21 protein-coding genes are annotated in these 26,865 nt (G+C 54.7%); 14 read left to right on the forward strand and 7 right to left on the reverse strand.

All coding sequences use genetic code 11. The annotated features are described in order from the left end of the window. The first annotated feature begins 9 nt into the window (after positions 1-9). From dnaJ to nhaR, 3 genes are all read left to right on the forward strand, one after another. Positions 10-1,155: a molecular chaperone DnaJ gene (gene dnaJ, locus H7K52_RS08835; RefSeq protein ID WP_003854835.1), complete on the forward strand. Its 1,146-nt coding sequence runs from the start codon at positions 10-12 to the stop codon at positions 1,153-1,155. A 198-nt stretch (positions 1,156-1,353) separates the two neighbouring features. Then, entirely contained in the window at positions 1,354-2,532 is a 1,179-nt protein-coding gene (gene nhaA / locus H7K52_RS08840) for a Na+/H+ antiporter NhaA (RefSeq protein WP_003854833.1), read from the forward strand. Positions 2,533-2,563: 31 nt separating this feature from the next. After that, entirely contained in the window at positions 2,564-3,481 is a 918-nt protein-coding gene (gene nhaR, locus H7K52_RS08845) for a transcriptional activator NhaR (protein ID WP_003854832.1), read from the forward strand. Between the two features lie 36 nt (positions 3,482-3,517). Here nhaR and rpsT read toward each other — a convergent pair whose 3' ends face one another. Further along, positions 3,518-3,781, reverse strand: coding sequence for a 30S ribosomal protein S20 (gene rpsT / locus H7K52_RS08850; RefSeq protein ID WP_008925553.1), 264 nt, complete (start codon positions 3,779-3,781; stop codon positions 3,518-3,520). Between the two features lie 306 nt (positions 3,782-4,087). On the opposite strand from rpsT, the gene ribF reads away from it, so the two are divergent. The 11 genes from ribF (at position 4,088) to H7K52_RS08905 (ending at position 20,012) form a co-directional block, all read left to right on the forward strand. Continuing rightward, complete coding sequence (gene ribF, locus H7K52_RS08855; RefSeq protein ID WP_033763252.1) at positions 4,088-5,017, forward strand: bifunctional riboflavin kinase/FAD synthetase; 930 nt, start codon at positions 4,088-4,090, stop codon at positions 5,015-5,017. A gap of 29 nt (positions 5,018-5,046) precedes the next feature. Continuing rightward, positions 5,047-7,863, forward strand: a complete 2,817-nt coding sequence (gene ileS, locus H7K52_RS08860) for an isoleucine--tRNA ligase (RefSeq protein WP_039658805.1) — start codon at positions 5,047-5,049, stop codon at positions 7,861-7,863. Then, positions 7,863-8,369 carry a signal peptidase II gene (lspA, locus tag H7K52_RS08865; RefSeq protein WP_003854827.1) on the forward strand — a complete coding sequence of 169 codons (507 nt, stop codon included), beginning with the start codon at positions 7,863-7,865 and terminating at the stop codon, positions 8,367-8,369. The genes ileS and lspA overlap by 1 nt, the downstream gene beginning before the upstream one ends. A gap of 3 nt (positions 8,370-8,372) precedes the next feature. Next, positions 8,373-8,843, forward strand: a complete 471-nt coding sequence (gene fkpB / locus H7K52_RS08870) for an FKBP-type peptidyl-prolyl cis-trans isomerase (RefSeq protein ID WP_003854824.1) — start codon at positions 8,373-8,375, stop codon at positions 8,841-8,843. Then, the gene (gene ispH / locus H7K52_RS08875) at positions 8,824-9,777 is read left to right on the forward strand and encodes a 4-hydroxy-3-methylbut-2-enyl diphosphate reductase (protein WP_003854823.1); all 954 of its coding nucleotides are present in this window, start codon (positions 8,824-8,826) and stop codon (positions 9,775-9,777) included. Before fkpB ends, ispH begins: the two co-directional genes overlap by 20 nt. 222 nt (positions 9,778-9,999) lie before the next feature. Further along, complete coding sequence (gene dapB / locus H7K52_RS08880) at positions 10,000-10,815, forward strand: 4-hydroxy-tetrahydrodipicolinate reductase (RefSeq protein ID WP_078804755.1); 816 nt, start codon at positions 10,000-10,002, stop codon at positions 10,813-10,815. 469 nt (positions 10,816-11,284) lie between these two features. Next, positions 11,285-12,433: a glutamine-hydrolyzing carbamoyl-phosphate synthase small subunit gene (carA, locus tag H7K52_RS08885; RefSeq protein ID WP_033763250.1), complete on the forward strand. Its 1,149-nt coding sequence runs from the start codon at positions 11,285-11,287 to the stop codon at positions 12,431-12,433. Between the two features lie 14 nt (positions 12,434-12,447). Continuing rightward, on the forward strand, positions 12,448-15,675 hold the full coding sequence (gene carB, locus H7K52_RS08890; protein WP_003854816.1) for a carbamoyl-phosphate synthase large subunit: 3,228 nt from the start codon (positions 12,448-12,450) through the stop codon (positions 15,673-15,675). 243 nt (positions 15,676-15,918) lie between these two features. After that, a complete protein-coding gene (locus H7K52_RS08895; protein WP_182629947.1) occupies positions 15,919-17,058 on the forward strand; it encodes a porin in 1,140 nt (379 codons plus the stop codon). 497 nt (positions 17,059-17,555) lie between these two features. Further along, positions 17,556-18,038 (forward strand): type 3 dihydrofolate reductase, encoded by a 483-nt coding sequence (gene folA / locus H7K52_RS08900; protein WP_033763249.1) that lies wholly within the window; start codon positions 17,556-17,558, stop codon positions 18,036-18,038. Positions 18,039-18,128: 90 nt separating this feature from the next. Further along, a complete protein-coding gene (locus H7K52_RS08905; RefSeq protein ID WP_182629948.1) occupies positions 18,129-20,012 on the forward strand; it encodes a PhoX family protein in 1,884 nt (627 codons plus the stop codon). A 34-nt stretch (positions 20,013-20,046) separates the two neighbouring features. Here the strand turns inward: H7K52_RS08905 and apaH are convergent, their stop codons facing one another. Genes apaH through lptD form a run of 6 tightly spaced genes read right to left on the reverse strand, consistent with a single transcriptional unit; the run spans position 20,047 to position 26,860 of the window. Further along, entirely contained in the window at positions 20,047-20,904 is an 858-nt protein-coding gene (apaH, locus tag H7K52_RS08910) for a bis(5'-nucleosyl)-tetraphosphatase (symmetrical) ApaH (RefSeq protein ID WP_008925561.1), read from the reverse strand. 53 nt (positions 20,905-20,957) lie between these two features. Then, positions 20,958-21,335, reverse strand: a complete 378-nt coding sequence (gene apaG, locus H7K52_RS08915; RefSeq protein WP_003854807.1) for a Co2+/Mg2+ efflux protein ApaG — start codon at positions 21,333-21,335, stop codon at positions 20,958-20,960. 3 nt (positions 21,336-21,338) lie between these two features. Beyond that, positions 21,339-22,160: a 16S rRNA (adenine(1518)-N(6)/adenine(1519)-N(6))-dimethyltransferase RsmA gene (gene rsmA, locus H7K52_RS08920; RefSeq protein WP_003854805.1), complete on the reverse strand. Its 822-nt coding sequence runs from the start codon at positions 22,158-22,160 to the stop codon at positions 21,339-21,341. Then, a complete protein-coding gene (gene pdxA, locus H7K52_RS08925; protein WP_008925562.1) occupies positions 22,153-23,145 on the reverse strand; it encodes a 4-hydroxythreonine-4-phosphate dehydrogenase PdxA in 993 nt (330 codons plus the stop codon). The genes rsmA and pdxA overlap by 8 nt, the downstream gene beginning before the upstream one ends. Next, entirely contained in the window at positions 23,135-24,430 is a 1,296-nt protein-coding gene (gene surA / locus H7K52_RS08930; protein ID WP_003854801.1) for a peptidylprolyl isomerase SurA, read from the reverse strand. Before surA ends, pdxA begins: the two co-directional genes overlap by 11 nt. A 54-nt stretch (positions 24,431-24,484) precedes the next feature. Continuing rightward, positions 24,485-26,860 (reverse strand): LPS assembly protein LptD, encoded by a 2,376-nt coding sequence (gene lptD, locus H7K52_RS08935; RefSeq protein WP_050540837.1) that lies wholly within the window; start codon positions 26,858-26,860, stop codon positions 24,485-24,487. Positions 26,861-26,865 lie beyond the last annotated feature (5 nt).

Consider the following 26,865-nt stretch of genomic DNA (forward strand, 5'->3'; position numbering starts at 1 on the left):
TAAATAAACATGGCGAAGAGTGATTACTACGAGATTTTAGGCGTCGCCAAATCCGCGGACGAGCGTGAAATCAAAAAGGCTTACAAACGCCTGGCAATGAAATTTCACCCGGACCGCAATCCAGGTGATAAAGAAGCCGAAGCTAAATTCAAAGAGGTCAAGGAAGCGTACGAAATCCTGACCGATGCGCAGAAGCGTGCGGCTTACGATCAGTATGGTCATGCAGCCTTTGAACAGGGCGGCATGGGTGGCGGTGGATTCGGCGGCGGCGGCTTTGGTGGTGGCGGTGCAGACTTCAGCGATATCTTTGGCGACGTGTTCGGTGACATCTTTGGTGGTGGACGCCGTCAGCGCGCATCCCGTGGCGCCGATTTACGCTACAACATGGAGCTGTCGCTGGAAGAAGCGGTACGCGGCGTGACCAAAGAGATCCGCATTCCAACGCTGGAAGAGTGTGATGTCTGCCACGGCAGCGGCGCGAAAGCGGGCACCCAGCCACAAACCTGTTCAACCTGTCACGGTGCAGGCCAGGTGCAGATGCGCCAGGGCTTCTTCACTGTTCAGCAGGCCTGTCCGACCTGTCATGGTCGTGGCTCGGTGATTAAAGATCCGTGCAACGCCTGTCATGGCCATGGCCGCGTTGAGAAGTCGAAAACGCTGTCAGTGAAAATCCCGGCAGGGGTCGACACCGGCGATCGCATCCGTCTGAGTGGCGAAGGTGAAGCGGGCGAGCAGGGCGCACCAGCGGGCGATCTCTACGTTCAGGTCTCGGTGAAGAAGCACCCGATCTTCGAACGTGAAGAGAACAACCTTTACTGTGAAGTGCCGATCAACTTTGCAATGGCGGCGCTGGGCGGTGAGATTGAAGTACCGACACTGGATGGTCGCGTGAAGCTGAAAGTGCCGTCAGAAACCCAGACCGGCAAGCTGTTCCGCATGCGCGGACGTGGCGTCAAATCTGTCCGTGGCGGCGCGGTCGGCGATCTGCTGTGCCGTGTTGTGGTGGAGACACCGGTCAGCCTGAACGAAAAACAGAAAACGCTGTTGCGTGAACTGGAAGAGAGTTTTGGCGGCCCAAGCGGCGAGCATAACAGCCCACGCTCAAAGAGCTTCTTCGACGGTGTGAAGAAATTCTTTGACGATCTGACACGCTAAACCGTATCAGACTAAAAAACGGAGCCGCGGGCTCCGTTTTTTTTGCTGGATGCTATACGCCATCTGTTATTAGCATCAACCGGCGTTTCGCCCTTAATTCGGTTAAACCGAAGGAAAGGCGAGGCATAAGCTGCTTTTAACGAACTATATGAGCCGCTACACTCTTTATCTTTCTATCGCTGATCAGGAAGATAAACGTTGAATAAGCCTCGTAGTCTCAAAAACCTGCTTAAAAGCTTCATTGAAAGTGACGCCAGTAATGGCATGGTGTTAATCATGGCAGCTGTGGCGGCCATGATTCTCGCCAACTCTGCCGAAACCGCTCACGGCTATCAGGCGTTTCTCAATGAACCCGTTCAAATCCGCTTCGGTGCACTGGATATCAGTAAAAATCTGCTGTTATGGATCAATGATGCGCTGATGGCGCTGTTTTTCCTGCTGATTGGTCTGGAAGTGAAGCGTGAGCTGATAGTCGGCGAACTCGCAAGCCGTGACAAGGCGATCTTTCCCGTCATTGCGGCATTAGGCGGTATGGCACTGCCCGCGCTTGTTTTCCTCGGCTTCAACCATGGTGATGAGATAGCACGCAACGGCTGGGCTATCCCTACGGCGACCGATATCGCGTTTGCTCTGGGTGTCCTCGCCCTGCTTGGCAGCCGTGTTCCTGCAGCACTGAAAGTTTTCCTGATGGCGCTGGCGATTATCGATGATCTTGGGGCTATCGTTATTATCGCCCTGTTCTACACCAGTGGCCTCTCAATGCTCTCCCTGGGCGTTGCGGCAGGGGCGATTGTTGTGCTGGCACTGCTCAATTACTTTAATGTCCGTAAAATCTCGGTCTATATGCTGGTTGGGATCGTGCTCTGGACCGCCGTGCTGAAGTCCGGCGTCCATGCCACGCTGGCGGGCGTCATTGTGGGCTTCTTCATACCGCTGGAAAAGAGAGAAGGGCATTCACCCGCAGAACATCTGGCGCACGGTCTGATGCCGTGGGTGAACTGGCTTATTCTGCCGCTGTTTGCCTTCGCGAACGCCGGTATTTCACTGACCGGTATTACGCTGAGTGATGTCTTTTCACCGGAGCCGTCTGGCATCATCCTCGGCCTGTTAATCGGTAAACCTTTGGGCATTACCCTGTTCTGCTGGCTGGCTGTCAAACTGCGGCTGGCGGTATTACCTCACGGCACCACCATCCGCGATATCATGGCGATTGGCGTGCTGTGCGGCATCGGTTTTACGATGTCTATTTTCATCAGTTCGCTCGCCTTCGATTCGGCACATGAGCAGCTTGTGACCTTCTCTAAACTGGGGATCCTGACGGGTTCTGTGCTGTCAGCGGTTATTGGTTATACCCTGCTGCGGATTAAACTGCGTTAATGGAGAGGAGGCGAAAGCCTCCTTTTTTTCGATGAATCAGCTCAATTTTAACCATCTCTATTACTTCTGGCAGATCTGCAAAAGCGGCTCTGTGACAGCGGCAGCAGAGGTACTCTCTCTGACTCCCCAGACCATTACCGGGCAGATTAAGACGCTTGAGGAGCGCCTGCAGGGCAAGCTGTTCCGTCGTCAGGGCCGGGGACTGGTGCCGACTGAACTGGGGCAACTCGTGTTCCGCTATGCTGACCGCATGTTTATGCTGGGTCAGGAGATGCTGGATATCGTGAACTACCGCAAGGAGTCCCACCTGTTGCTGGATGTCGGAGTCGCCGATGCGCTCTCTAAGCAGCTGGTCAGTAAGGTGCTGGAAACGGCGGTGGTTGCAGAGGAGAAGACGCATCTGCGCTGTTTTGAGTCGACCCACGAAATGCTGCTGGAGCAGCTCAGTCAGCATAAGCTGGATATGATTATCTCTGACTGCTCCATCGACCCCACTCAACAGGAAGGGCTGTTTTCGGTGAAGCTGGGGGAGTGCCCGGTCAGTTTCTGGTCTGCTCAGCCGCTCACCGGTCTCACTTTTCCTGCCTGTCTGGAAGCGCGTCCGCTGCTGATTCCAGGACGCCGCTCAATGCTCGGCCGGAAAATCCTCAACTGGATTACGACTCAGGGGCTGCAGGTGGAGATTCTGGGGGAGTTTGATGATGCGGCACTGATGAAGGCGTTTGGTGCGCGTAAGAATGCCATATTTGTCGCGCCAGTGCTGGATGAGCAGGATAGCGGGCAGCGTGATGCGGTTACAGAGGTTGGTCGGCTAGATACCGTGTCAGAGGAGTACCATATCATCTTTGCCGAACGGATGATTCAGCATCCGGCGGTGCAGCGTCTCTGTCACGCAGACTTCAGCGGACTCTTTCCCCGCCAGAGTACAGACGAAAAAAAACCGGCGTAAGCCGGCTTTTTCAACAAAGCGATTAACAAGAGGCGATTAAGCCAGTTTGTTGATCTGTGCAGTCAGGTTAGATTTATAACGTGCAGCTTTGTTTTTGTGGATCAGACCTTTAGCGGCCTGACGATCCACAAGTGGTTGCATTTCATTGAATGCGTTCTGCGCAGCAGCTTTGTCGCCTGAAGCGATCGCCGCGTATACTTTCTTAACGAAGGTACGCATCATTGAGCGGCGGCTAGCGTTATGCTTACGGCGTTTCTCAGATGTTACGGCGCGTTTCTTAGCTGATTTGATATTAGCCAAGGTCCAACTCCCAAATGTGTTCTATAGAGACAAATCAAAGGCCGAGGACTATGCCCTTCTAACCTGATTTTGTCAATGGATTTGTGCAAATAAGCGTCGCTCTAAGAACGGCACTCGATTACGTATTTGATGGCGCAAGATTCTACCAGCTTCCCCTCACTGAATACAGTATTTAGCGACAAAATTCTTAACATGCACATCTGCAACAGGAAATGCAGCCGCTAAAGCATGAAAGGCGTGCAGACGGGTTAACCTGAGCCGCTTTCAAGGGTATAATCCGCCGATTTCCACCGGTTTGGGCCAGCCATGAAGTTTATCCGCGGTATTCATAATCTTAACGAGCAGCATCGCGGCTGCGTTCTGACCATTGGTAATTTCGATGGTGTACATCGCGGGCATCAGGCGCTGCTGTCGCGACTGTGTGAAGAGGGACGTAAGCGTCATCTGCCCGTCGTGGTGATGGTATTTGAGCCACAGCCGCTGGAGCTGTTTGCCGGTGATAAAGCCCCGGCGCGCCTGACACGCCTGCGTGAAAAACTGCGCTATATGGCGGAAGCGGGTGTGGATAAAGTGTTGTGCGTGCGGTTTGATCGTCGCTTTGCGGCCTTGTCTGCACAGCGCTTTATCAGTGACCTGTTAGTCGACAAGCTGGATGTAAAGTACCTTGCGGTAGGTGATGATTTCCGCTTCGGCGCTGGTCGCCAGGGGGATTTCCTGTTATTACAGAAAGCCGGTGTGGAGTATGGCTTTGAGGTCGTCAGCACCGAAACCTTCTGTGACGGTGGTAAGCGAATCAGCAGCACTGCCGTGCGTCAGGCGCTGGCTGCGGATGATTTAGCGCTGGCGCAGTCGCTGTTAGGTCATCCCTTCACTATTTCCGGCCGCGTCGTGCACGGTGATGCACTGGGACGCACGCTGGGTTTCCCGACTGCGAACCTCCCTTTACGCCGCAGCGTCACGCCGGTGAAAGGAGTGTATGCCGTGGAGGTACAGGGTCTGACGCCCGAGCCACTGCCGGGTGTTGCTAATATCGGCACCCGTCCGACCGTAAAAGGTTTACGCCAGCAGCTTGAAGTTCACCTGCTCGACATCAATATCGATCTCTATGGTCGTCACATTGATGTGGTGCTGAAACAGAAAATACGAAACGAGCAGCGCTTTGCCTCACTGGAGGCGTTGAAAGAACAAATTGCGAACGATGTGGTAACGGCCCGGCAGTTCTTTGGGCTGCTTTAACCTGAGCGAAAAACGGAATCGAGAATCTGATGAGTGACTATAAATCTACCCTGAATTTGCCGGAAACGGGATTCCCGATGCGTGGCGATCTGGCCAAACGCGAACCGGGAATGTTGCAACGCTGGTATGCTGACAACCTGTACGGCATCATCCGCGAAGCCAAAAAAGGGAAAAAAACCTTTATCCTGCATGATGGCCCTCCTTATGCGAACGGCAGCATTCATATTGGTCACTCCGTTAACAAGATTCTGAAAGACATTATCGTTAAGTCGAAAGGCATGGCGGGTTATGACTCGCCTTATGTGCCCGGCTGGGACTGCCACGGTCTGCCAATCGAACACAAAGTTGAGCAGATGATCGGCAAGCCAGGCGAGAAAGTCACCGCCGCGGAATTTCGTGCCGCATGCCGCAAATATGCTGCCGAACAGGTTGAAGGCCAGAAAGCGGACTTTATCCGTCTGGGCGTGCTGGGCGACTGGGATCGTCCTTACCTGACCATGGATTTCGGTACCGAAGCCAACATCATTCGTGCGCTGGGTAAAATCATCGGTAATGGCCATCTGCACAAAGGCGCGAAGCCGGTGCACTGGTGCCTGGATTGCCGTTCTGCCCTGGCAGAAGCGGAAGTGGAATATTACGACAAAACCTCTCCGTCGATTGATGTGATGTTTAATGCCGTCGATACCGACGCAGTGCGTGGGGCGTTTGGCGTATCCCAGGTTAATGGCCCGATCTCACTGGTTATCTGGACCACGACGCCGTGGACATTACCGGCTAACCGCGCGATCTCCCTGCATCCTGAATTTGAATACCAGCTGATCCAGATCGACGGCCGCGCCCTGATCCTGGCGAAAGAGCTGGTGGAAAGCGTCATGAAGCGCGCCGGTGTCAGCGAATGGCAGGTGCTGGGCGAATGTCAGGGCGCTGCGCTGGAGCTGCAGAAGTTCCAGCATCCGTTCCTGGCGCTTGAGTCGCTGGTCGTACTGGGCGAGCACGTGACCCTGGACGCGGGTACCGGTGCCGTTCACACCGCGCCAGGCCACGGCCCGGATGACTATGTTATTGGCCAGAAATATGGCATCGAAACCGCGAATCCGGTAGGACCGGATGGCGCCTATCTGCCAGGCACGTATCCGACGCTGGATGGGGTCAATGTCTTTAAAGCCAACGACATGATCGTTGAACTGCTGAAAGAGAAAGGCGCGCTGCTGCACGTTGAGAAACTGCTGCACAGCTACCCGCACTGTTGGCGCCATAAAACGCCGATCATCTTCCGCGCCACGCCGCAGTGGTTCATCAGCATGGATCAGAAAGGATTGCGTGCGCAGTCGCTGAAAGAGATCAAAGGCGTGCAGTGGATCCCGGACTGGGGCCAGGCGCGTATCGAATCGATGGTGGCGAACCGTCCTGACTGGTGTATCTCTCGTCAGCGTACCTGGGGCGTACCGATGGCGCTGTTCGTTCACAAAGAGAGCGAAGAGCTGCACCCTGACACGCTGGCGCTGATGGAGAAAGTGGCGCAGCGTGTTGAGCAGGAAGGTATTCAGGCCTGGTGGGATCTTGACCCGCGTGAACTGATGGGCGACGACGCCGATCACTACGTTAAAGTGCCGGATACGCTGGATGTCTGGTTTGACTCCGGCTCAACCAGCTATTCTGTAGTGGATGCGCGTCCGGAATTTGGCGGACATGCGCCAGACCTCTATCTGGAAGGATCCGATCAGCATCGCGGCTGGTTTATGTCCTCGCTGATGATCTCCACGGCAATGAAGGGCCAAGCGCCTTATCGTCAGGTACTGACGCACGGTTTCACCGTGGATGGTCAGGGCCGTAAAATGTCGAAATCAATCGGCAACACGGTCGCGCCGCAGGATGTGATGAACAAACTGGGCGCCGATATTCTGCGTCTGTGGGTGGCCTCAACCGACTACTCGGGTGAAATGGCGGTCTCCGATGAGATCCTCAAGCGCTCTGCCGATGCCTATCGTCGCATCCGTAACACCGCGCGTTTCCTGCTGGCTAACCTTAGCGGCTTCAACCCGGTCACCGATCTGGTGAAACCGGAAGAGATGGTCGTGGTCGATCGCTGGGCAGTGGGTCGCGCACAGGCGGCACAGGCTGATATCGTTGCCTCATACGAGAACTACGATTTCCATGAAGTGATCCAGCGTCTGATGCAGTTCTGTTCGATTGAGATGGGCAGCTTCTATCTCGATATTATCAAGGATCGTCAGTACACCGCGAAAGGTGATGGCCTGGCGCGTCGCAGCTGCCAGACCGCGCTGTGGCACATCGTCGAAGCGCTGGTGCGCTGGATGGCACCGATCATGTCCTTTACAGCGGATGAGATCTGGGGCTATCTGCCAGGCGAACGTGCGCAGTATGTCTTCACCGAAGAGTGGTATCAGGGTCTGTTTGGCCTGGCGGAAGATGAAGCGCTGAATGATGCCTACTGGGCCGAGCTGCTGAAAGTGCGTGGCGAAGTGAACAAGGTGATCGAGCAGGCACGTGCGGATAAACGTATCGGTGGTGCACTGGAAGCAACGGTCACGCTGTATGCCGATCCGGAGCTGGCCGCTAAACTGCATGCGCTGGGTAATGAGCTGCGTTTTGTGCTGCTGACTTCTGGCGCACAGGTGGCGGATTACGCGCTGGCGAACGATGAAGCGCAGCAGAGTGAACTGCTGAAAGGTCTGAAAATCGCGCTGCACAAGGCGGAAGGCGAGAAATGTCAGCGCTGCTGGCATTACACTACCGACGTCGGACAGAATCCTGAGCATGCTGAGGTCTGTGGTCGTTGTTACACTAACGTAGCCGGTGACGGCGAACAGCGTGAATTTGCCTGATGCGTAAACCTATTTTATCAACCGGATTGCGCTGGCTGTGGCTGGTGCTGGTGGTGATTGTTGTCGACTTCGCCAGTAAGCAGTGGGTGATGAACAACATGATGCTGCATGAAACCCAGCCGCTGATGCCCTACCTGAACCTGTTCTATGCGCACAACTATGGCGCGGCGTTCAGTTTCCTGGCGGACAAAGGGGGCTGGCAGCGCTGGTTCTTTGCGGGTATCGCGCTGGCTATCGTGATCTCACTGGTGGTGATGATGTATCGCAATCATGCCAGTCAGAAGATGGCCAATATCGCCTATGCTCTGATCATTGGCGGCGCGATCGGCAATTTGTTTGATCGCTCGTACCATGGCTTTGTGGTCGATTTTATCGATTTTTATGTCGGTAACTGGCACTTCGCTACATTTAATATCGCTGACTGCGGCATCTGTATTGGGGCTGCACTGGTGGTGCTGGAGGGCTTTTTCAGCCCGAACGGCAAACAGGCTAAACAGAAAGGGTAAGTGATGACTGAGTTCGTGCAGCGCGAAAGCGCGGTGTTGGTGCATTTTACGCTGAAGCTGGAAGATGGCTCGACGGCGGAATCGACCCGTGCAAACGGCAAGCCCGCGCTGTTCCGTCTCGGTGATGGCAGCCTCTCTGCAGCGCTTGAGCAGGCATTGCTGGGGCTGAAAGCGGGTCAGACTAAACAGTTTACTCTGGAACCGGAAGATGCCTTTGGTGGCGTCAGCCCTGACCTGATCCAGTATTTCTCGCGTCGGGACTTTATTGATGCAGGCGAACCGGAAGTGGGTGCCATCATGCTGTTCAGCGGCATGGGCGGCAGTGAAATGCCAGGCGTGATCCGCGAAGTCTCCGGTGATTCTATCACCGTCGATTTCAACCATCCGCTGGCGGGTCGCCGTATTCAGTTTGATGTAGAAGTGCTGGAAATCGATCCGGCACTGGAGACGAACGATGCAAATCCTGTTAGCTAATCCGCGCGGCTTCTGCGCTGGCGTTGATCGCGCCATCAGTATTGTTGAGCGCGCGCTGGAGATGTATGGCGCGCCCATCTATGTCCGTCACGAAGTGGTGCATAACCGTTACGTGGTGAACAGCCTGCGTGAGCGCGGTGCCATCTTTATTGAAGAGATCAGCGAAGTGCCGGATAACGCCATTCTGATCTTCTCCGCGCACGGGGTTTCACAGGCGGTGCGTGCCGAAGCTAAAGCGCGCAATCTGACCATGCTGTTCGATGCTACCTGTCCGCTGGTCACCAAAGTTCATATGGAAGTCGCACGCGCCAGCCGTAAAGGCGTGGAAGCGATTCTGATTGGTCACGCGGGTCATCCGGAAGTTGAAGGCACCATGGGGCAATACAACAACCCCAATGGTGGCATGTATCTGGTGGAGTCGCCGGAAGATGTCTTCAGACTGACCGTCAAAGACGAAAACAATCTGAGCTTCATGACGCAGACCACGCTTTCTGTGGATGACACTTCAGACATCATTGATGCCCTGCGTCAGCGTTTCCCGGCGATCATCGGGCCGCGTAAAGATGATATCTGCTACGCCACCACCAACCGTCAGGAAGCCGTTCGTACGCTGGCGAAAGATGCGGAAGTGGTGCTGGTGGTCGGTTCGAAAAACTCTTCGAACTCTAACCGTCTGGCCGAGCTGGCACAGCGTGCCGGTAAACTGGCAAAGCTGATCGACTCTGCCGATGATATACAGGAAGAGTGGGTAAAAGGCGTGGCCTGCATCGGCGTTACCGCAGGTGCTTCAGCCCCCGATATTCTGGTGCAGCAGGTGATCCAGCGGTTACGTGAGCTGGGTGGCGAAGCGGCGATTGAGCTGATTGGCCGTGAAGAGAATATTGTTTTTGAAGTGCCTAAAGAGCTGCGCGTCGACGTACGTAACGTGCAGTAATGCTTCGATATGACTGATAAAAAGGCCGACTCTGTTCGGTCTTTTTTGTTTTTATAGCCCGGCTGAAATGCCGTTGTTCACTGCGATGATTGCTTTTACTGATAATCACAGGCGGCTGGCATAAAATTCTTATTATCACGGATTATTAGTGGCGTGACTGTTAACTCACCGTTAACCTGATGACGCTTTGGATGCATAGTTTTGTTTTAGGAATGAATAAATATGAACACTATCCGCATTGCTATTGTGGGCGCGCCGGGCCGTATGGGCCGTAATCTGATTCTGGCGACGCAGCAGGCAGAAGGCGTTGAGCTGGGTGTGGCACTGGCACGTCCAGGCTCATCGCTGATCGGCAGCGACGCTGGTGAGTTAGCGGGCATCGGAAAGAATGGCATCCTCATCGCTGACGATTTACGCGCGGTGACTAACGACTTTGATGTACTGATCGACTTCACCCGTCCGGAAGGCACGCTGGAGTATATGGCGATCTGCCGTGAGCACGGAAAAGCGATGGTGATTGGCACCACCGGTTTTGATGAGGCAGGCAAAGCAGCCATTCGCGCGGCGGCGGAAGATATCGCCATTGTCTTTGCCGCTAACTTCAGCGTGGGAGTTAACCTGGTGCTGAAGCTGCTGGAGAAGGCTGCCAAAGTCATGGGTGAATATGCGGATATTGAGATTGTCGAAGCACATCATCGTCATAAAGTGGATGCGCCGTCTGGCACCGCACTGGCGATGGGTGAGGCGATAGCCGATGCCATGCAGTGGAAACTGGACGAGCATGCGGTTTATACGCGTGAAGGCTACACCGGTGAACGCCAGCCACAGACCATTGGTTTTGCTACGGTTCGCGCGGGTGACATCGTGGGTGAGCATACGGCGATGTTTGCAGATATCGGTGAGCGTGTAGAGATTACCCACAAGGCCTCAAGTCGCATGACCTTTGCAAATGGCGCCGTTAAGTCAGCTTTATGGCTAAAAGATAAAAAATCTGGTTTGTTTGATATGCGTGACGTGCTGGATTTGTCGATGTTGTGAGTGTTGTGAACCATCGTGATGTGGTTATTTCAATCGTTAATACCTTGATTGAAAAGGGGCAATGTTTTCATTGCCCTTAATTTTATCTTAAAATAGCCATTCTGATTAAAAATTAATTTCTGGTTGTTGTTTTCCCACCTTTTCTTCATTTATTTTCCCTGATGGACGCCATTTTTGACCATTTGGTCAAAAATAAGGGACCGCTTAAGCCGGTTTCGTTTTTATGTCGCCTGGCAAACGATTATTCTGCCGGGTTTTCCTCTCTTTTTGCCGCTCATGCCTGTTTTTTACCTCATAAGGCAGATAAGTGTGAAAAAATCCCGCTGCAGGGTAGACAATGACCAGGGCTGTCATTAGAATGCGCGCAATTTGCCAAAAATCGACAATTCAGGCGGTTTTTGCATTGATTCAGGCGGCTATTTTGAATTAATATGCAGATATATTGACTGTTTATTCCCTGGAGGATGTTTTGATAAAGTCAGCAATCCTGGTTCTGGAAGACGGAACCCAATTCCACGGTCGGGCCATCGGGGCAACAGGATCGGCAGTGGGAGAAGTCGTTTTCAACACTTCAATGACCGGCTATCAAGAAATCCTCACTGATCCTTCCTATTCCCGCCAAATCGTTACTCTCACTTATCCCCATATCGGTAATGTCGGTGCCAATGCCGCCGACGAAGAATCCAGCCAGATTCATGCGCAGGGCCTGGTTATTCGTGACCTGCCGCTGATTGCCAGCAACTTCCGTAGCGAAGAGGGCCTGTCGGCCTACCTGCAGCGCAACAACATTGTGGCGATTGCCGATATCGATACCCGCAAGCTGACGCGCTTGCTGCGTGAGAAAGGGGCGCAGAACGGCTGCATTATTGCCGGCGACAATCCGGATGCTGCACTGGCGCTGCAAAAGGCCCAGGCGTTCCCGGGACTGAAAGGAATGGATCTGGCGAAAGAGGTCTGCACCACTGAGACTTACAGCTGGCAGCAGGGCAGCTGGACACTGGACGCAGGTCTGCCAGAGCAGGCTGCTGCGGAGTCGCTGCCATATCACGTGGTGGCTTATGACTACGGCGCCAAGCGCAACATTCTGCGTATGCTGGTCGATCGCGGCTGCCGTCTGACTGTGGTTCCGGCACAGACGCCAGCTGAAGAGGTGCTGAAGCTGAATCCGGATGGCATTTTCCTCTCCAACGGTCCTGGTGACCCGGAGCCGTGCGACTACGCGATCAGCGCGATTCAGGACTTCCTGAAGACAGAGATTCCGGTGTTCGGTATCTGCCTGGGTCATCAGCTGCTGGCGCTGGCCAGCGGTGCTAAAACCGTGAAGATGAAACTCGGCCACCATGGTGGTAACCATCCGGTGAAAGATCTCGAAAATAACCGCGTGATGATCACCGCGCAGAACCACGGTTTTGCGGTCGACGAGAACAATCTGCCAGCGAACCTGCGTGTGACCCACATTTCGTTGTTCGATAAAACCGTGCAGGGCATCCATCGCACTGACAAGCCAGCATTCAGCTTCCAGGGTCACCCGGAAGCCAGCCCGGGTCCGGGTGATGCTGCGCCGCTGTTTGACCACTTTATTGAATTGATTGACGCATTCCGTCTGCAAGCGAAGTAATCAGGAGCTAATTCATGCCAAAACGTACAGACCTAAAATCCATCCTGATTCTTGGTGCCGGTCCGATTGTGATCGGCCAGGCCTGCGAATTTGACTATTCCGGTGCGCAGGCGTGTAAAGCGCTGCGTGAAGAGGGTTACCGCGTCATTCTGGTGAACTCCAACCCGGCGACGATCATGACTGACCCGGAAATGGCTGATGCGACCTACATTGAGCCGATTCACTGGGAAGTGGTGCGCAAAATCATCGAAAAAGAGCGCCCGGATGCAGTACTGCCCACCATGGGCGGACAGACGGCGCTGAACTGTGCGCTGGAGCTGGAACGTCATGGCGTGCTGGAAGAGTTTGGCGTCACCATGATTGGTGCGACTGCTGATGCGATCGACAAAGCAGAAGATCGTCGTCGTTTCGACGTGGCGATGAAAAGCATTGGTCTGGATACGGCGCGCTCCGGCATCGCACACACTATGGAAGAAGCGCTGGCCGTGGCAGAAGATGTTGGCTTCCCGTGCATTATCCGTCCTTCCTTTACCATGGGCGGCACCGGTGGCGGCATCGCTTACAACCGCGAAGAGTTTGAAGAGATTTGTGAACGCGGTCTCGACCTCTCTCCCACCAATGAGTTGCTGATTGATGAGTCGCTGATTGGCTGGAAAGAGTATGAGATGGAAGTGGTGCGCGATAAAAACGATAACTGCATCATCGTCTGCTCAATCGAAAACTTCGACGCAATGGGGATTCACACCGGTGACTCCATCACGGTAGCGCCTGCCCAGACGCTGACTGACAAAGAGTATCAGATCATGCGTAACGCCTCGCTGGCGGTACTGCGTGAGATCGGTGTTGAAACTGGCGGCTCCAACGTGCAGTTCTCCGTTAACCCGAAAGATGGCCGTCTGATTGTCATCGAGATGAACCCGCGCGTGTCACGCTCCTCAGCGCTGGCGTCAAAAGCGACCGGCTTCCCGATTGCTAAAGTGGCGGCCAAACTGGCGGTTGGCTATACCCTCGACGAGCTGATGAACGATATCACCGGCGGTTTAACGCCTGCCTCGTTCGAGCCTTCAATCGACTACGTTGTTACCAAGATCCCACGTTTCAACTTCGAAAAATTTGCCGGTGCCAACGATCGCCTGACCACGCAGATGAAGTCGGTCGGCGAAGTGATGGCGATTGGCCGTACCTTCCAGGAGTCCATGCAGAAAGCGCTGCGCGGCCTGGAAGTAGGCGCTAACGGCTTCGACCCGAAAGTGCACCTCGATGACCCGGAAGCGTTAACCCGCATCCGTCGTGAGCTGAAAGATGCCGGTTCAGACCGTATCTGGTATATCGCAGATGCTTTCCGTGCAGGCATGTCCGTCGATGGCGTGTTCAATCTGACCAACATTGACCGCTGGTTCCTGGTGCAGATTGAAGAGCTGGTTAAACTGGAAGATCAGGTCGCCCGCGAAGGCGTTAATAGCCTGGATGCGAATTTCCTGCGCACGCTGAAGCGTAAAGGCTTTGCCGATGCACGGCTGGCGACGCTGGCGGGTGTGGCGGAGAGCGAAATCCGCAAGCTGCGTCAGCAGTTTAATCTGCACCCGGTTTACAAGCGCGTAGATACCTGTGCCGCAGAGTTCGCGACGGACACGGCCTACATGTACTCCACCTATGAAGAAGAGTGCGAAGCCAATCCGAGTCCGGATCGTGAAAAAATCATGATTCTGGGTGGTGGACCCAACCGTATCGGCCAGGGTATTGAATTCGACTACTGCTGCGTTCACGCCGCACTGGCGCTGCGTGAAGATGGCTACCAGACCATTATGGTTAACTGTAACCCGGAAACCGTTTCGACCGACTACGACACCTCCGATCGCCTCTACTTCGAGCCGGTTACGCTGGAAGATGTGCTGGAGATTGTGCGCATTGAGCAGCCAAAAGGCGTGATCGTGCAGTATGGCGGTCAGACTCCGCTGAAACTGGCGCGTGCGCTGGAAGCCGCAGGCGTACCGGTTATCGGCACCAGCCCGGATTCCATTGACCGTGCTGAAGACCGTGAACGTTTCCAGCAGGCGGTTGATCGCCTGAATCTGAAGCAACCGGCTAACGCCACCGTCGCGACGCTGGAGCAGGCGGTGGAGAAAGCTGCTGGCCTGGGTTATCCGCTGGTGGTCCGTCCTTCTTATGTGCTGGGCGGCCGTGCCATGGAGATCGTCTACGATGAAATCGACCTGAAGCGCTACTTCCAGACGGCGGTTTCGGTTTCCAACGATGCGCCGGTGCTGCTGGATCGCTTCCTGGATGATGCGGTCGAAGTGGATGTGGATGCGATCTGCGACGGCGAGCGGGTGCTGATTGGTGGCATCATGGAACACATCGAGCAGGCTGGTGTTCACTCCGGTGACTCCGCCTGTTCACTGCCGGCCTATACGCTGAGTCAGGAGATTCAGAATGTGATGCGCCAGCAGGTTGAGAAGCTGGCATTCGAGCTGAATGTTCGCGGCCTGATGAACGTCCAGTTCGCGGTGAAAGACAACGAAGTCTACCTGATTGAAGTCAACCCACGTGCGGCGCGTACCGTTCCGTTCGTCTCTAAAGCGACGGGTGTACCGCTGGCGAAAGTGGCCGCGCGCGTGATGGCAGGTAAAACGCTGGCAGAGCAGGGCGTCACTGAAGAGGTGATTCCGCCTTACTACTCCGTTAAAGAAGTGGTGCTGCCGTTCAACAAGTTCCAGGGCGTTGACCCGATTCTGGGACCAGAAATGCGCTCTACCGGTGAAGTCATGGGTGTGGGCCGCACGTTCGCTGAGGCGTTCTCGAAAGCGATGCTAGGCGCACAGAGCAATATGAAGAAGTCGGGCCGTGCGCTGTTGTCGGTGCGTGAAGGCGACAAGAAACGTATCGTTGACCTGGCGGCTAAGCTGCAGAAGTTCGGTTTTGAACTGGATGCGACTCACGGCACGGCGGTGGTACTGGGCGAGGCGGGCATTAATCCGCGCCTGGTTAACAAGGTGCATGAAGGTCGTCCGCATATTCAGGACCGTCTGAAGAATGGCGAGTATAGCTACATCGTGAATACCACAGCGGGTCGTCAGGCGATTGAAGATTCGAAGCTGATTCGCCGTAGCGCACTGCAGTATAAAGTGCACTACGACACTACGCTGAACGGCGGTTTCGCGACTGCGATGGCGCTGAATGCAGATCCGACGGAACAGGTTATCTCCGTTCAGGAAATGCATGCCCAGATAAAGGCGATGTAATGTGAAAAACGGCTCCTCCGGGAGCCGTTTTTTTTGGCCCTCTTACTGGCGATAATCTGAAAGTCAGGTCCGGGAAGGGGTTGGAGTTTGTGTTAAAGTGACTGATTTGGCTTAATTTTTTAGCTTTAGGTGCGAATGGGGCTGGTTCGCACAAATTTATAATATAAACACTTCCTGTACGGATTTTTCGCCAGTACTATGCCTGCCGCTCATCACTGGAGCGTATCAGGACATAATTAAAAAATGAAAATGCGTACTTTTTCTCTGAGTGCAGTGGCTGCACTGATGGCTATTCTTCCTTTCGCCAGCCAGGCGGAAGTGACGTTGTTAAAGCAGGATCCGCAGGCGGGCGATCCGCTTAGCCGTCTTAATTTTAAGGTTGGCGGCAGCATTCGTGCTCAGTTCAATCATCAGACCGGCGTGGATGACAAATCTTACAAGCGTGACGGTTTTGATGGCGGCACCCGTTTCCGTTTCGGTGCTGACTATTACCTGTTTGATGACGTGAGCTGGATCAGCTATTACGAGCTGGGCGTTAACGTCCCGGCAGTTTTCGGCTGGGATCGCCACTATGCTGACGGTGCCAATAACACCACGCGTCGCCAGCTCTACACCGGTCTGAAAAGCAAAACCTGGGGTCAGCTTACCTTTGGTCAGCAGAACAGCGTGTATTATGACACTGTGGGCGCCAAGACCGATATCTGGGATTACGACATGATCGGCCAGGCACCGGGCAACGGAATCAACGGTGACTACGACGGATCTTACCGTTCACGCAAGCAGCTGAAATATAAAAACACCTTCGGCGATGCGGATATTTACGCCTCTTATCTGTTCGACGATAACGAATATCTGCCAGGCAATGGCCTGCGCTATAAGCGCAAAGGCGGCGGTTCGCTGGGCGTGGATTACCATATCTCTGATGAACTGAGCTGGGGCACGGCGTGGAACTACACCCGCGCGGCGATGCGTAACCCGAACAATGGCGACAGCCGCGATTACGATCAGAACATTTACGGCACTGCACTGAGCTGGACACCAGGCAACTGGACGCTGTCAGCCGGTGGTGGCTGGTATCAGAACTTCATGACGACCAAACGCAAAGACGCGCGTAACTACTTTGCTGGCGATGCGTGGGGCGTTGAATATTTCGCCGGTTACAAAATCCCGGTGGGGCAGTATGGTCTGAAAGCGGTTCAGCCTTATGTTATGGGTGATCGCATTGAGGTCATGACCGGTCGTGATTACCAGCGCATCGACAACGGTCTGGGTGTGGTGCTGTTCCTCGACTACGGTTTCCGTGTTGACTACGAACATGTCTTCACCTCCAGCACCGATAACCTGGGTGATATGAATCTGGTGCGTCTGCGCTACGACTTCTGATCATCCTGACGAGCCTTAATCAGGCTTGCAGCGATAAACGATCTTAACGGGCAGGGAGCACAGGCAGAGGAGGAAAGCGTCCCGCGCCATGGAAAAAAACGCCGGGAGCGTTTTTGAACAACGCAAAGCGTTGGCCCGTATACGGGCGCACCTCAGGGATGAGGTGCGTAATCGCGCGGGCCGAGCGGTCATGGATAACAGCTTTTGCGTCTTTCCGATCTGACTGCGTTCCCTGTGCTGCACCGATCTTACCGCTAGCCAGACCAGGCTTTACGGCTCCTCCGGGAGCCGTTTCCTTTTGCGCACGCTTTTTGTGCCAGCCTGAGGCCTGTCGCTGGCGAGCTGCGGCAAACTGACGCGATTACGCGGTGAAAAACGCTGCACAGGGCATGAAAAGCGGCATCATGAAAAGCTTTACGCAAATAGACCTTTTCCCCTATCGACGAAAGTTTCACCTTTACGTATCATGGCGCCAATTTTTTCAGTGAGTGGTTAACATGATTAGTCTTATCGCGGCATTAGCAGCAGATCGCATTATTGGAATGGAGAACGCCATGCCGTGGGACCTGCCTGCAGATCTGGCGTGGTTCAAACGCAATACGCTGAAGAAACCGGTCATTATGGGTCGACTGACCTTTGAATCTATTGGTCGTCCGTTACCTGGCCGGCTGAACATCGTGGTCAGCAGTCAGCCGGGCACCACGGAAGGCGTCACCTGGGTCACCTCCCTGGATGAGGCGATACAGGCAGCCGGTGATGCTGAAGAGATCATGGTGATTGGCGGTGGACGCGTCTATGAGCAGATGCTGAAGCGCGCCGATCGTCTCTATCTGACGCACATTGATGCAGAAGTTGAAGGTGATACACAGTTCCCGGATTACGAGCCGGATGAGTGGCAGTCTACGTTCAGCGAGTTTCACGATGCTGACGAGCAGAACTCCCACAGCTACTGCTTTGAGATCCTTGACCGTCGTCGCTGATCCTCCCTTTGCCAGACTGTAACCTGGCTGTCATCTCTGTTCATTAGCATTGCTTCTTTTCTGGGATCTTCATGAAGGAAGCAATTAATAATGAAAACCGAACTCTCCGCATTAAGCACTGACCGTCTGCGTGATCCTCTGCGTCGTAAATTCATTGCCGGTTCCGGCGCTCTCGGGCTGACCGGCTTTCTCAGCGGCGGCCTCACACTCTCAGGAAGCGCACTGGCGCAGGAGAAGCCAGCGGGAAGCCCATTGCTGGGCTTTCAGGGGATTGCCGCATCCACCGCCGATGAGGTTGTGGTGGCCCCCGGCTATCGCGCAGACGTGCTGATCTCCTGGGGAGATCCGCTGGTAAATGGCGCCGTCGCCTTTGATCCGCACGGCAACAATAGTGCGGAAGATCAGGAAAAGCAGTTCGGGGACAACAACGACGGTATGAGCTTCTTCGCCATTAATGACCAGCGTGGCGTCATGGCGATCAACAATGAATATGTGAATGAGCCGACGCTGTTCGCCCACGGCGGCAGCAAAGCGACCAGCCTGGAAGATGTGAAAAAGTCGCAGGCGGCGCACGGCATCTCCATCGTTGAAGTCAAACGGGGTGAGGACAATCGCTGGCAGGTGGTGCGTCCTTCTGAGTTCAACCGCCGTATTACCGCCAATACTCCGATGCGCTTTTCCGGTCCGGCAGCGGGCGATAAAGCGCTGCAGACCGCCGCCGATCCACAGGGAATGCATGTCCTTGGCACCTTTGGTAACTGCGCCAACGGTAAAACGCCGTGGGGGACTTATCTCACCTGTGAAGAGAACTACGACACCTACTTTGGTACCCATCAGGCGGACTTTACGCCAACGCCGCAGCAAAAGCGCTATACCCTGAATGCCGCCGAGCCAGAGCGTAACTGGGCCGACTTTGATCCCCGTTTCGACATCGCCAAAAACCCCAATGAATTTAACCGCCACGGCTGGATTGTCGAAATCGATCCCTTTGATCCTCACTCCGTGCCGGTAAAACGCACTGCACTGGGGCGCTTCAAGCACGAAAATGCCGCCGTTACGGTCGCTAAAACCGGTCAGCTGGTGGTTTACATGGGCGACGATGAGCGCGGCGAGTATATCTATAAATATGTCTCAGACGACAAAGTCATCCCGGATGATGCCAAAGCCAATCACGGACTGCTGGATAAAGGCACGCTCTATGTGGCGCAGTTCAATGGCGATGCGCAGGGCACGCCGCTGAAAGGTACCGGCCGCTGGCTGGCGCTGAAGTGGGGTGAAAATGGACTCACCGCTGAAAAGGGGTTTAACAGTCAGGCCGATATTCTGATTAATGCGCGTGCGGCGGCTGATGTGGTTAACGCCACGCGGATGGACCGGCCAGAGTGGATTGCTGTTAACCCGCATGATGGTCGTGCTTACTGCACGCTGACTAACAATAACAAACGCGGCAATGAAGGCATGCCGGTTAATGCGGCGAATCCGCGTCCTAAAAATATCTACGGCCAGATTATCCGCTGGGATGAAAAGGGCGATGCCACGGCGCAGGCGTTTGAGTGGGATATCTATGCGTTGTGCGGCAATCCGATCGCGCATCCTGAAGGGATCTATCGCGGTACACCTAACATCACCGCTGAAAACACCTTTAACAGTCCCGATGGTCTGGGGTTTGATGCGCACGGGCGGTTATGGATCCTGACCGATGGCAAGTACAGTAATAAAGAGGATTATCAGGGGCAGGGGAACAATCAGATGCTGGTAGGGGATCCGGATAGTGGGGAGATCCGCCGGTTCATGGTTGGCCCCAAATCATGCGAGCTGACGGGCATCACCTTCACGCCAGATTACAAAACGCTGTTCGTCAATGTGCAGCATCCCGGCGAAGAGGGTGACTCGCACTTTCCCGATAACAGTCCGCGTCCCCGGTCGTCAGTGATCATGATCACCCGCGAAGATGGCGGCATTATCGGCGCATAAGAGAGGATGCTGGCCTTGCCGGCCAGCATCGCCGTTATAGCGCGGGCGGTGCCAGACTTTCGCTGGAGGCCAGCGCTTTTTCGCGATTGGAGGGCTGCACCATATAGCGCTGCGTTTCCCAGTGCAGCAGCGTCAGCGTTCCGCCCCAGCAGCAACCGGTATCCAGACCGATGATTCCCTCAGGCGTCCCTTTGCCTTCCAGCGAGGCCCAGTGACCGAACACAATGGTGTAGTCACGTGCGACCGGACCTGCAATGTTAAACCAGGGTTTTAGCGGAGGAAGGGCAGATTCAGGGGCATCTTTGCAGATCATATCCAGCTGACCATTGGGAAAGCAGTAACGCATGCGGGTCAGCGCGTTGGTGCTGAAGCGCAGACGTGCCAGACCAGTCAGATCTTCACTCCAGTTATTTGGCATGTCGCCATACATCGCATCCAGAAACAGCGGATAACTGTCGCTGGCAAGTACCGCTTCGACTTCACGCGCGCACTTTTTCGCGGTCTCGATATCCCATTGCGGTGTGATACCGGCGTGTCCCATCACCAGCTTTTTCTCTTCATCAACCTGTAACAGCGGCTGACGACGCAGCCAGTTGATCAGCTCATCCGCATCGTCCGCTTCCAGCAACGGTGTCAGGCGATCTTTGGGCTTATTACGGCTGATTCCAGCGTAGACCGCCAGCAGATGTAAATCGTGATTGCCCAGCACCAGACGCACTGCGTCGCCCAGCGATTTTACATAGCGCAGAACCTCAAGTGAGCCCGGACCCCGCGCCACTAAGTCGCCGGTCAGCCACAGGGTATCCTGCTCAGGATTGAAATCAACCTGTTGCAGCAAGGCACGTAATTCGTCGTAGCAACCGTGAACGTCGCCAATCAGGTATGTGCTCATAAGGTTTTATCCATCAGGAAGCTGCCCGACTAAACGGGCAAAAAGCGTATGAATTAATGAATGTGGGTCTGAATGGCGAGGCGGAACACCGGGATCTCGACATGGAAGGTGTCACCCTGTTCGTCGACCATCACATAGTGTCCCTGCATGGTGCCCATCGGTGTTTCGATCACGGCTCCGCTGGTGTACTGAAACTCATTGCCTGGCGCGATAAGCGGTTGTTCACCCACCACGCCTTCGCCCTGAACTTCCGTTTCGCGGCCGTTACCGTTGGTAATCAGCCAGTAACGTCCCAGCAGTTGCACTGAGGAACGGCCCAGATTGCGAATCGTAATGGTATAGGCGAAGACGTAACGATCATCATCCGGTGAGGATTGTGAGGCAACGTACTGGCTTTGCACATGGACGGAGACGCGGGCCGTTTCACTCATGACTTACTCCTGCGATTTTCCCTGATGATTCGCCAGCCAGTTCGCCAGCTGACAATATTGCGCGACGGAGACGTTCTCGGCACGCAGGGTTGGATCTATGGATAACTCCTCCAGCGCGCCGGCAGCCACCATGTGGCTCAGGCTGTTGCGCAGCGTTTTACGACGCTGGCCGAACGCTTCAGTGGTAATACGGCTCAAAATACGCACATCGCTGACCGGATACGGCGGCTCGGCATACGGCACCAGACGCACCACGGCAGAGTCCACTTTCGGTGGCGGCGTAAAGGAGTGCGGAGGCACTTCCAGCACCGGAATGATCTGGCAGTAGTACTGCGCCATTACCGTCAGACGACCGTAGGTTTTATTACCCGGACCGGCGACCAGACGATTAACCACCTCTTTCTGCAGCATGAAGTGCATATCTTTGATCGAACCAGTATAGCTGAAAAGGTGGAACATCAGCGGGGTCGAAATATTGTATGGCAGGTTACCAAATACCCGCAGCGGCTGGCCTCTCTCCTGCGCCAGTGCGGCGAAGTCGAACGTCATGGCATCCTGCTGGAAGATAGTCAGTTTCGGGCCAAGGAACGGATGCGTTTCCAGACGCGCAGCGAGATCGCGGTCCAGTTCTATCACCGTTAATTTATCGAGGCGTTCGCCTACTGGCTCGGTCAAGGCACCCAGGCCTGGGCCGATCTCTACCAGCGCTTCATCGCGCTGCGGATGGATGGCGGAGACAATGCTGTCGATAATGTACTGATCGTTCAGGAAGTTCTGCCCGAAACGTTTACGGGCGTAGTGCCCCTGATGGACGCGATTATTCATTACTGCTCTTGATCATAGTGATGGCGAGGTTAAGCGCCGTGATGAAGCTGCCCGGTTCAGCCTGACCCAGACCGGCGAGTTCAAGCGCGGTGCCGTGGTCAACTGAAGTCCGGATAAAGGGCAGGCCCAGGGTGATATTTACCGCCCGGCCAAACCCCTGAAATTTGAGTACCGGCAGACCCTGGTCGTGATACATCGCCAGCACCGCATCGGCATGTTGCAGATATTTAGGCTGGAAAAGGGTATCCGCAGGCAGCGGACCGGTCAGTTTAATGCCCTGCTGACGCAGTTCATTAAGTGCTGGCGTGATGGTCTCAATCTCTTCCCGACCCATGTGGCCGCTTTCGCCCGCATGAGGGTTAAGACCACAGACGTAGATATGCGGCTCGGCAATGGCAAACTTCTGCTGCAGATCACGATGAAGAATCGTGATCACTTCATGCAGACAGTCGCGGGTCACCGCAGCGGGGACATCTTTCAGCGGCAGATGGGTAGTAGCCAGCGCGACGCGTAGCTGCTCTGTCGCCAGCATCATGACGACCCGATGGCCGCCTGCGCGATCGGCGAAGAATTCGGTATGGCCAGTAAAGGCGATGCCGGCATCATTAATGACGCCTTTGTGAACCGGGCCGGTAATCAGGGCCGCGAATTCACCGTCGAGACAACCGTCACAGGCGCGCGCCAGCGTGGCCAGCACGTAGTCACTGTTGGCGACGCAAAGCTCGCCGGGCGTGACCGTCGCGGCCGTTTCGACTGGCAGGATAGTCAGTGTTCCCGCCTGCTGTGGCTCAGCGGCCACGCCAGGCTGATAGGGACGCAGGGTCAGCGGTAAACCGAGTTGCGCCGCACGCTGCTGCAACAGTGCAGGCGAGGCGCAGACGACCAGTTCAACCGGCCAGGAGTGCTGGGCCAGCTGAACGGTAAGATCGGGACCAATCCCGGCAGGTTCGCCGGGCGTGATCACCACACGGTGATTACTGCGCATTGCCATCCAGAATCTTCACGTAGGCGCTGGCACGTTGTTCCTGCATCCAGGTCTGTGCTTCTTCCGCAAACTTACGGTTAAACAGCATACGGTAAGCACGCTCTTTCTGGGCCGCATCGGTTTTGTCCACCTGACGGGTATCCAGCAACTGAATCAGATGCCAGCCGAAAGAGGAGTGAACCGGCTGGCTGGTCTGGCCTTTTTTCAGGCGCAGCAGCGCGTCACGGAAGGCCGGATCAAAGACTTCCGGAGAGGTCCAGCCAAGATCGCCGCCCTGGTTCGCTGAACCCGGATCATCAGAGTACTGCTTAGCCGCCGCCGCAAAGGTGGTTTTACCACTGCGGATATCGTTAGCAATCTGCTCCAGCTGTGCGCGTGCCTGCTCATCTGTCAGGATTGGCGATGGCTTCAGCAGAATGTGACGTGAATGAACTTCAGTGACTGAGACATTTTTGTTCTCGCCACGCAGATCGTTCACTTTCAGGATGTGGAAGCCCACACCCGAGCGAATCGGACCGACGATATCGCCTTTTTTGGCGCTCGACAGGGCCTGAGCAAACAGGGTCGGTAACTCTTCGATTTTACCCCAGCCCATGTTGCCGCCTTTCAGCGCCTGCGAATCGGCAGAGTAGGTCACGGCCATTTTGCCGAAGTCAGCGCCATTTTTCAGTTCGCCAACCAGCTGTTTCGCCAGCGTTTCCTGCTCATCAACCTGCTGTTGTGTCGGGTTTTCCGGCAGTGGCAGCAGAATATGGCTGACGTTCAGTTCGGTGCCCTGACTGTTCTGAGAGCCAATCTGTTTCGCCAGCGTATCGACTTCCTGCGGCAGAATCGTGATGCGACGACGCACTTCGTTGTTGCGCACTTCAGCAATGGTCATCTCTTTACGAATCTGAGAACGATAAACGCTGTAGTTCATGCCGTCATAAGCCAGACGGCTGCGCAGCTGATCAAGGCTCATCTTATTCTGCGCCGCGATGTTCTGAATCGCCTGGTCCAGCTGCTCATCGCTGATCTGAACCCCGGCTTTATCACCCATCTGCAGAATGATGTTATCCATGATCTGACGTTCCAGAATCTGATGGCGCAACGTTTTATCATCCGGCAACTGCTGACCAGCCTGCTGGGCCTGAGATTTAACGGTGCTCATCATGCCATCCACGTCACTCTCAAGAACCACGCCGTTATTGACCACGGCTGCAACTTTATCAACGACTTGTGGTGCTGCGAACGCGGTGTTAGCACTGATTGCCACACCAAGAATCAGCATTCTCCAGTTCTTCATACTTTATCCATTGTTGGTTCCGCACTGCGGGATTGCCTGTCAAACATCACAACATCAGAAAGCAGGCTGGTAAGGGATAATGCCCTGACGCAGCATATCGTTGGTGCCTAAGCCATAGTTAGGACTCAGACCACGCAGCTCAATGTTGAATGAGATTTGGTTGTCGTACTTACTGTCGTCGTTTTCCCAACCGTTAATTTTGCGCTCGTAACCGACCCGGAGAGCGTAACAGCATGAGCTGTATTGCAGGCCAACCAGCTGCGACGCCGGACGCTTGTTGCGGGTATCGTAGTAGTAAGCACCTACCACAGACCATGCATCGGCAATCGGCCAGCTGGCCGTGGTGCCCACCTGTGAAATCCCATTTTTGTAGATAGGATTGGTCACCAGGTTGCTGTCATTTAACGCTGCCGCGATGTATTCCGGGCTGCTGTAGCGGTAGCTCAACTGCACCATACGGTCGGCATCACGACGGTACTCCAGAACAGTATTGCCCTGGGAGACGTTGTCGAGTTTGGTGTCATATTGCAGCCCGCCCCGAACACCCCAGCGATCGCTGATTTTCCAGTATGTATCGCCAGCCCAAATCAGACTGCCGGTATCATCTTCTTTATTGGTTTGATTCACACCAGTACGAGAAGGGGTAAACGAGTAGATTTGACCCACAGAAACGTTAAAACGTTCAACCAGATCGTTATCATAAATACGCGAGGTAACACCGGTTGCCACTTCATTGGCTGAAGCGATGCGATCCAGGCCGCTATAGGTACGATCGCGGAACAGACCGGTGTAGTCGGTTTGCAGCAGCGTAGAGTCGTACGGATAGATATTGCTTTGGTCGCGGTAAGGGATATAAAGATACTGCACGCGTGGTTCCAGCGTCTGGGTATAACCCACTGCGGAGTCCATATCGCGGTCAAACACCAGCCGGCCATCCACTTTAAACTGCGGCAGGGTGCGGTTTACCGATTCATCCAGTTCGCCGCTATTGCTTCCTCTGAAGCCATTGGCCGTATTGTTATAATAATCAACGTCAGTCTGCTGATAGTGGGTCGCCAGGAACTTCGCTTCGGTATCCAGGCTGGCCCAGCCGTTGGAGAGCGGCAGGTTCAGGGTTGGCTCAACGTGTAAACGGGTCGCTTCAGGAAGACGACTGTTGACGTTGGTGAATTTCACCGCCTGAGCATAAACCCGGCCATCAAACGGCCCGATATCATTCTGATAAAGGTTAACATCCAGCTGCGGCATCGCGCGGTAGACGTTATTGCTGGTAGTACTGCCAAACACCTGGAAATCTTTGGCTGAGAGTGTGGCGTCCCAGTTGGTGTCCGCATAACCAACGCTGAATTTCTGCGTGGCGTAGTTGTCGGTGGAGCTGTAGTACTTCGAGTCGAGATCGTTGAAGTAATACTGATCGCTGACTTTGGTGTAGTTGGCGTTGAAACGCCAGTGCTGTTCATAGACACCGGCATGCTGCCAGTAGAACAACCAGCGGTCGGAGCTGGAATCCTCGGCGATGCCACGAAGTGCTTTGTCGTTATCGTACTGTTTATCGGAGCCAAGGTAGTCGAATTCTACCAGGCCGGCACCCAGCGTCGTCAGATAACGGAATTCGTTTTCAAATTTCATGCCGCGCTTACTGATGTAGTGCGGCGTGATGGTCGCATCGGCCTGGGGCGCAATGTTCCAGTAATAAGGCAGCACGAACTCAAAGCCGTTGTTGCTGCCAAATTTTGCATTCGGGATCAGGAAACCGGATCGACGACGATCGCCAATCGGTAACTGCAGATAGGGACTGTAGAACACCGGAACCGGACCCAGCTTAAAGCGGGCGTTCCAGATCTCCGCCACTTCCTCTTCGCGATCCTGGATGACTTGTGAACCGACCACGCTCCAGCTGTTGGATCCGGGCAGACAGGACGTAAAGGTGCCGTTCTCCAGAATGGTGTAGCGGTTATCGCCGCGCAGCTTCATCTGGTCGGCGGTGCCGCGTCCCTGACGATCCACCATCTGATAATCACCGTTCCAGACGTTGGTATCTTTGCTGTTGAGGTTTGACCAGGCTTTCGGACCTTTCAGGATGACCTGGTTGTCATCGTAGTGCACATTACCCAGGGCATCGACGGTACGCACTGGCGCCGTCTGGCCTTCCTGCTGACGCTGATGAAGCTGAACTTCATCCGCCTGCATACGGCTGTTGCCCTGCTCAATATTCACATTGCCGGTAAAGACCGCATCATTGGGATAGTTCCCTTTGGCGGCATCGGAGTGAATAGTGACAGGCAGCTGGTTGGTATCACCGTTGACCAGCGGGCGGTTATAACTCGGCACGCCTAACATACACTGCGACATCAAATCGTCGGCAAAGGCTTGCTGGCTAATGGCTGCGCCGATCAGTGTGGCCAGCAGGGTAGGTATATGTTTTTTCATACGCG

The organism is Pantoea hericii (genome assembly GCF_014155795.1).
Classification (GTDB): domain Bacteria; phylum Pseudomonadota; class Gammaproteobacteria; order Enterobacterales; family Enterobacteriaceae; genus Pantoea; species Pantoea eucalypti.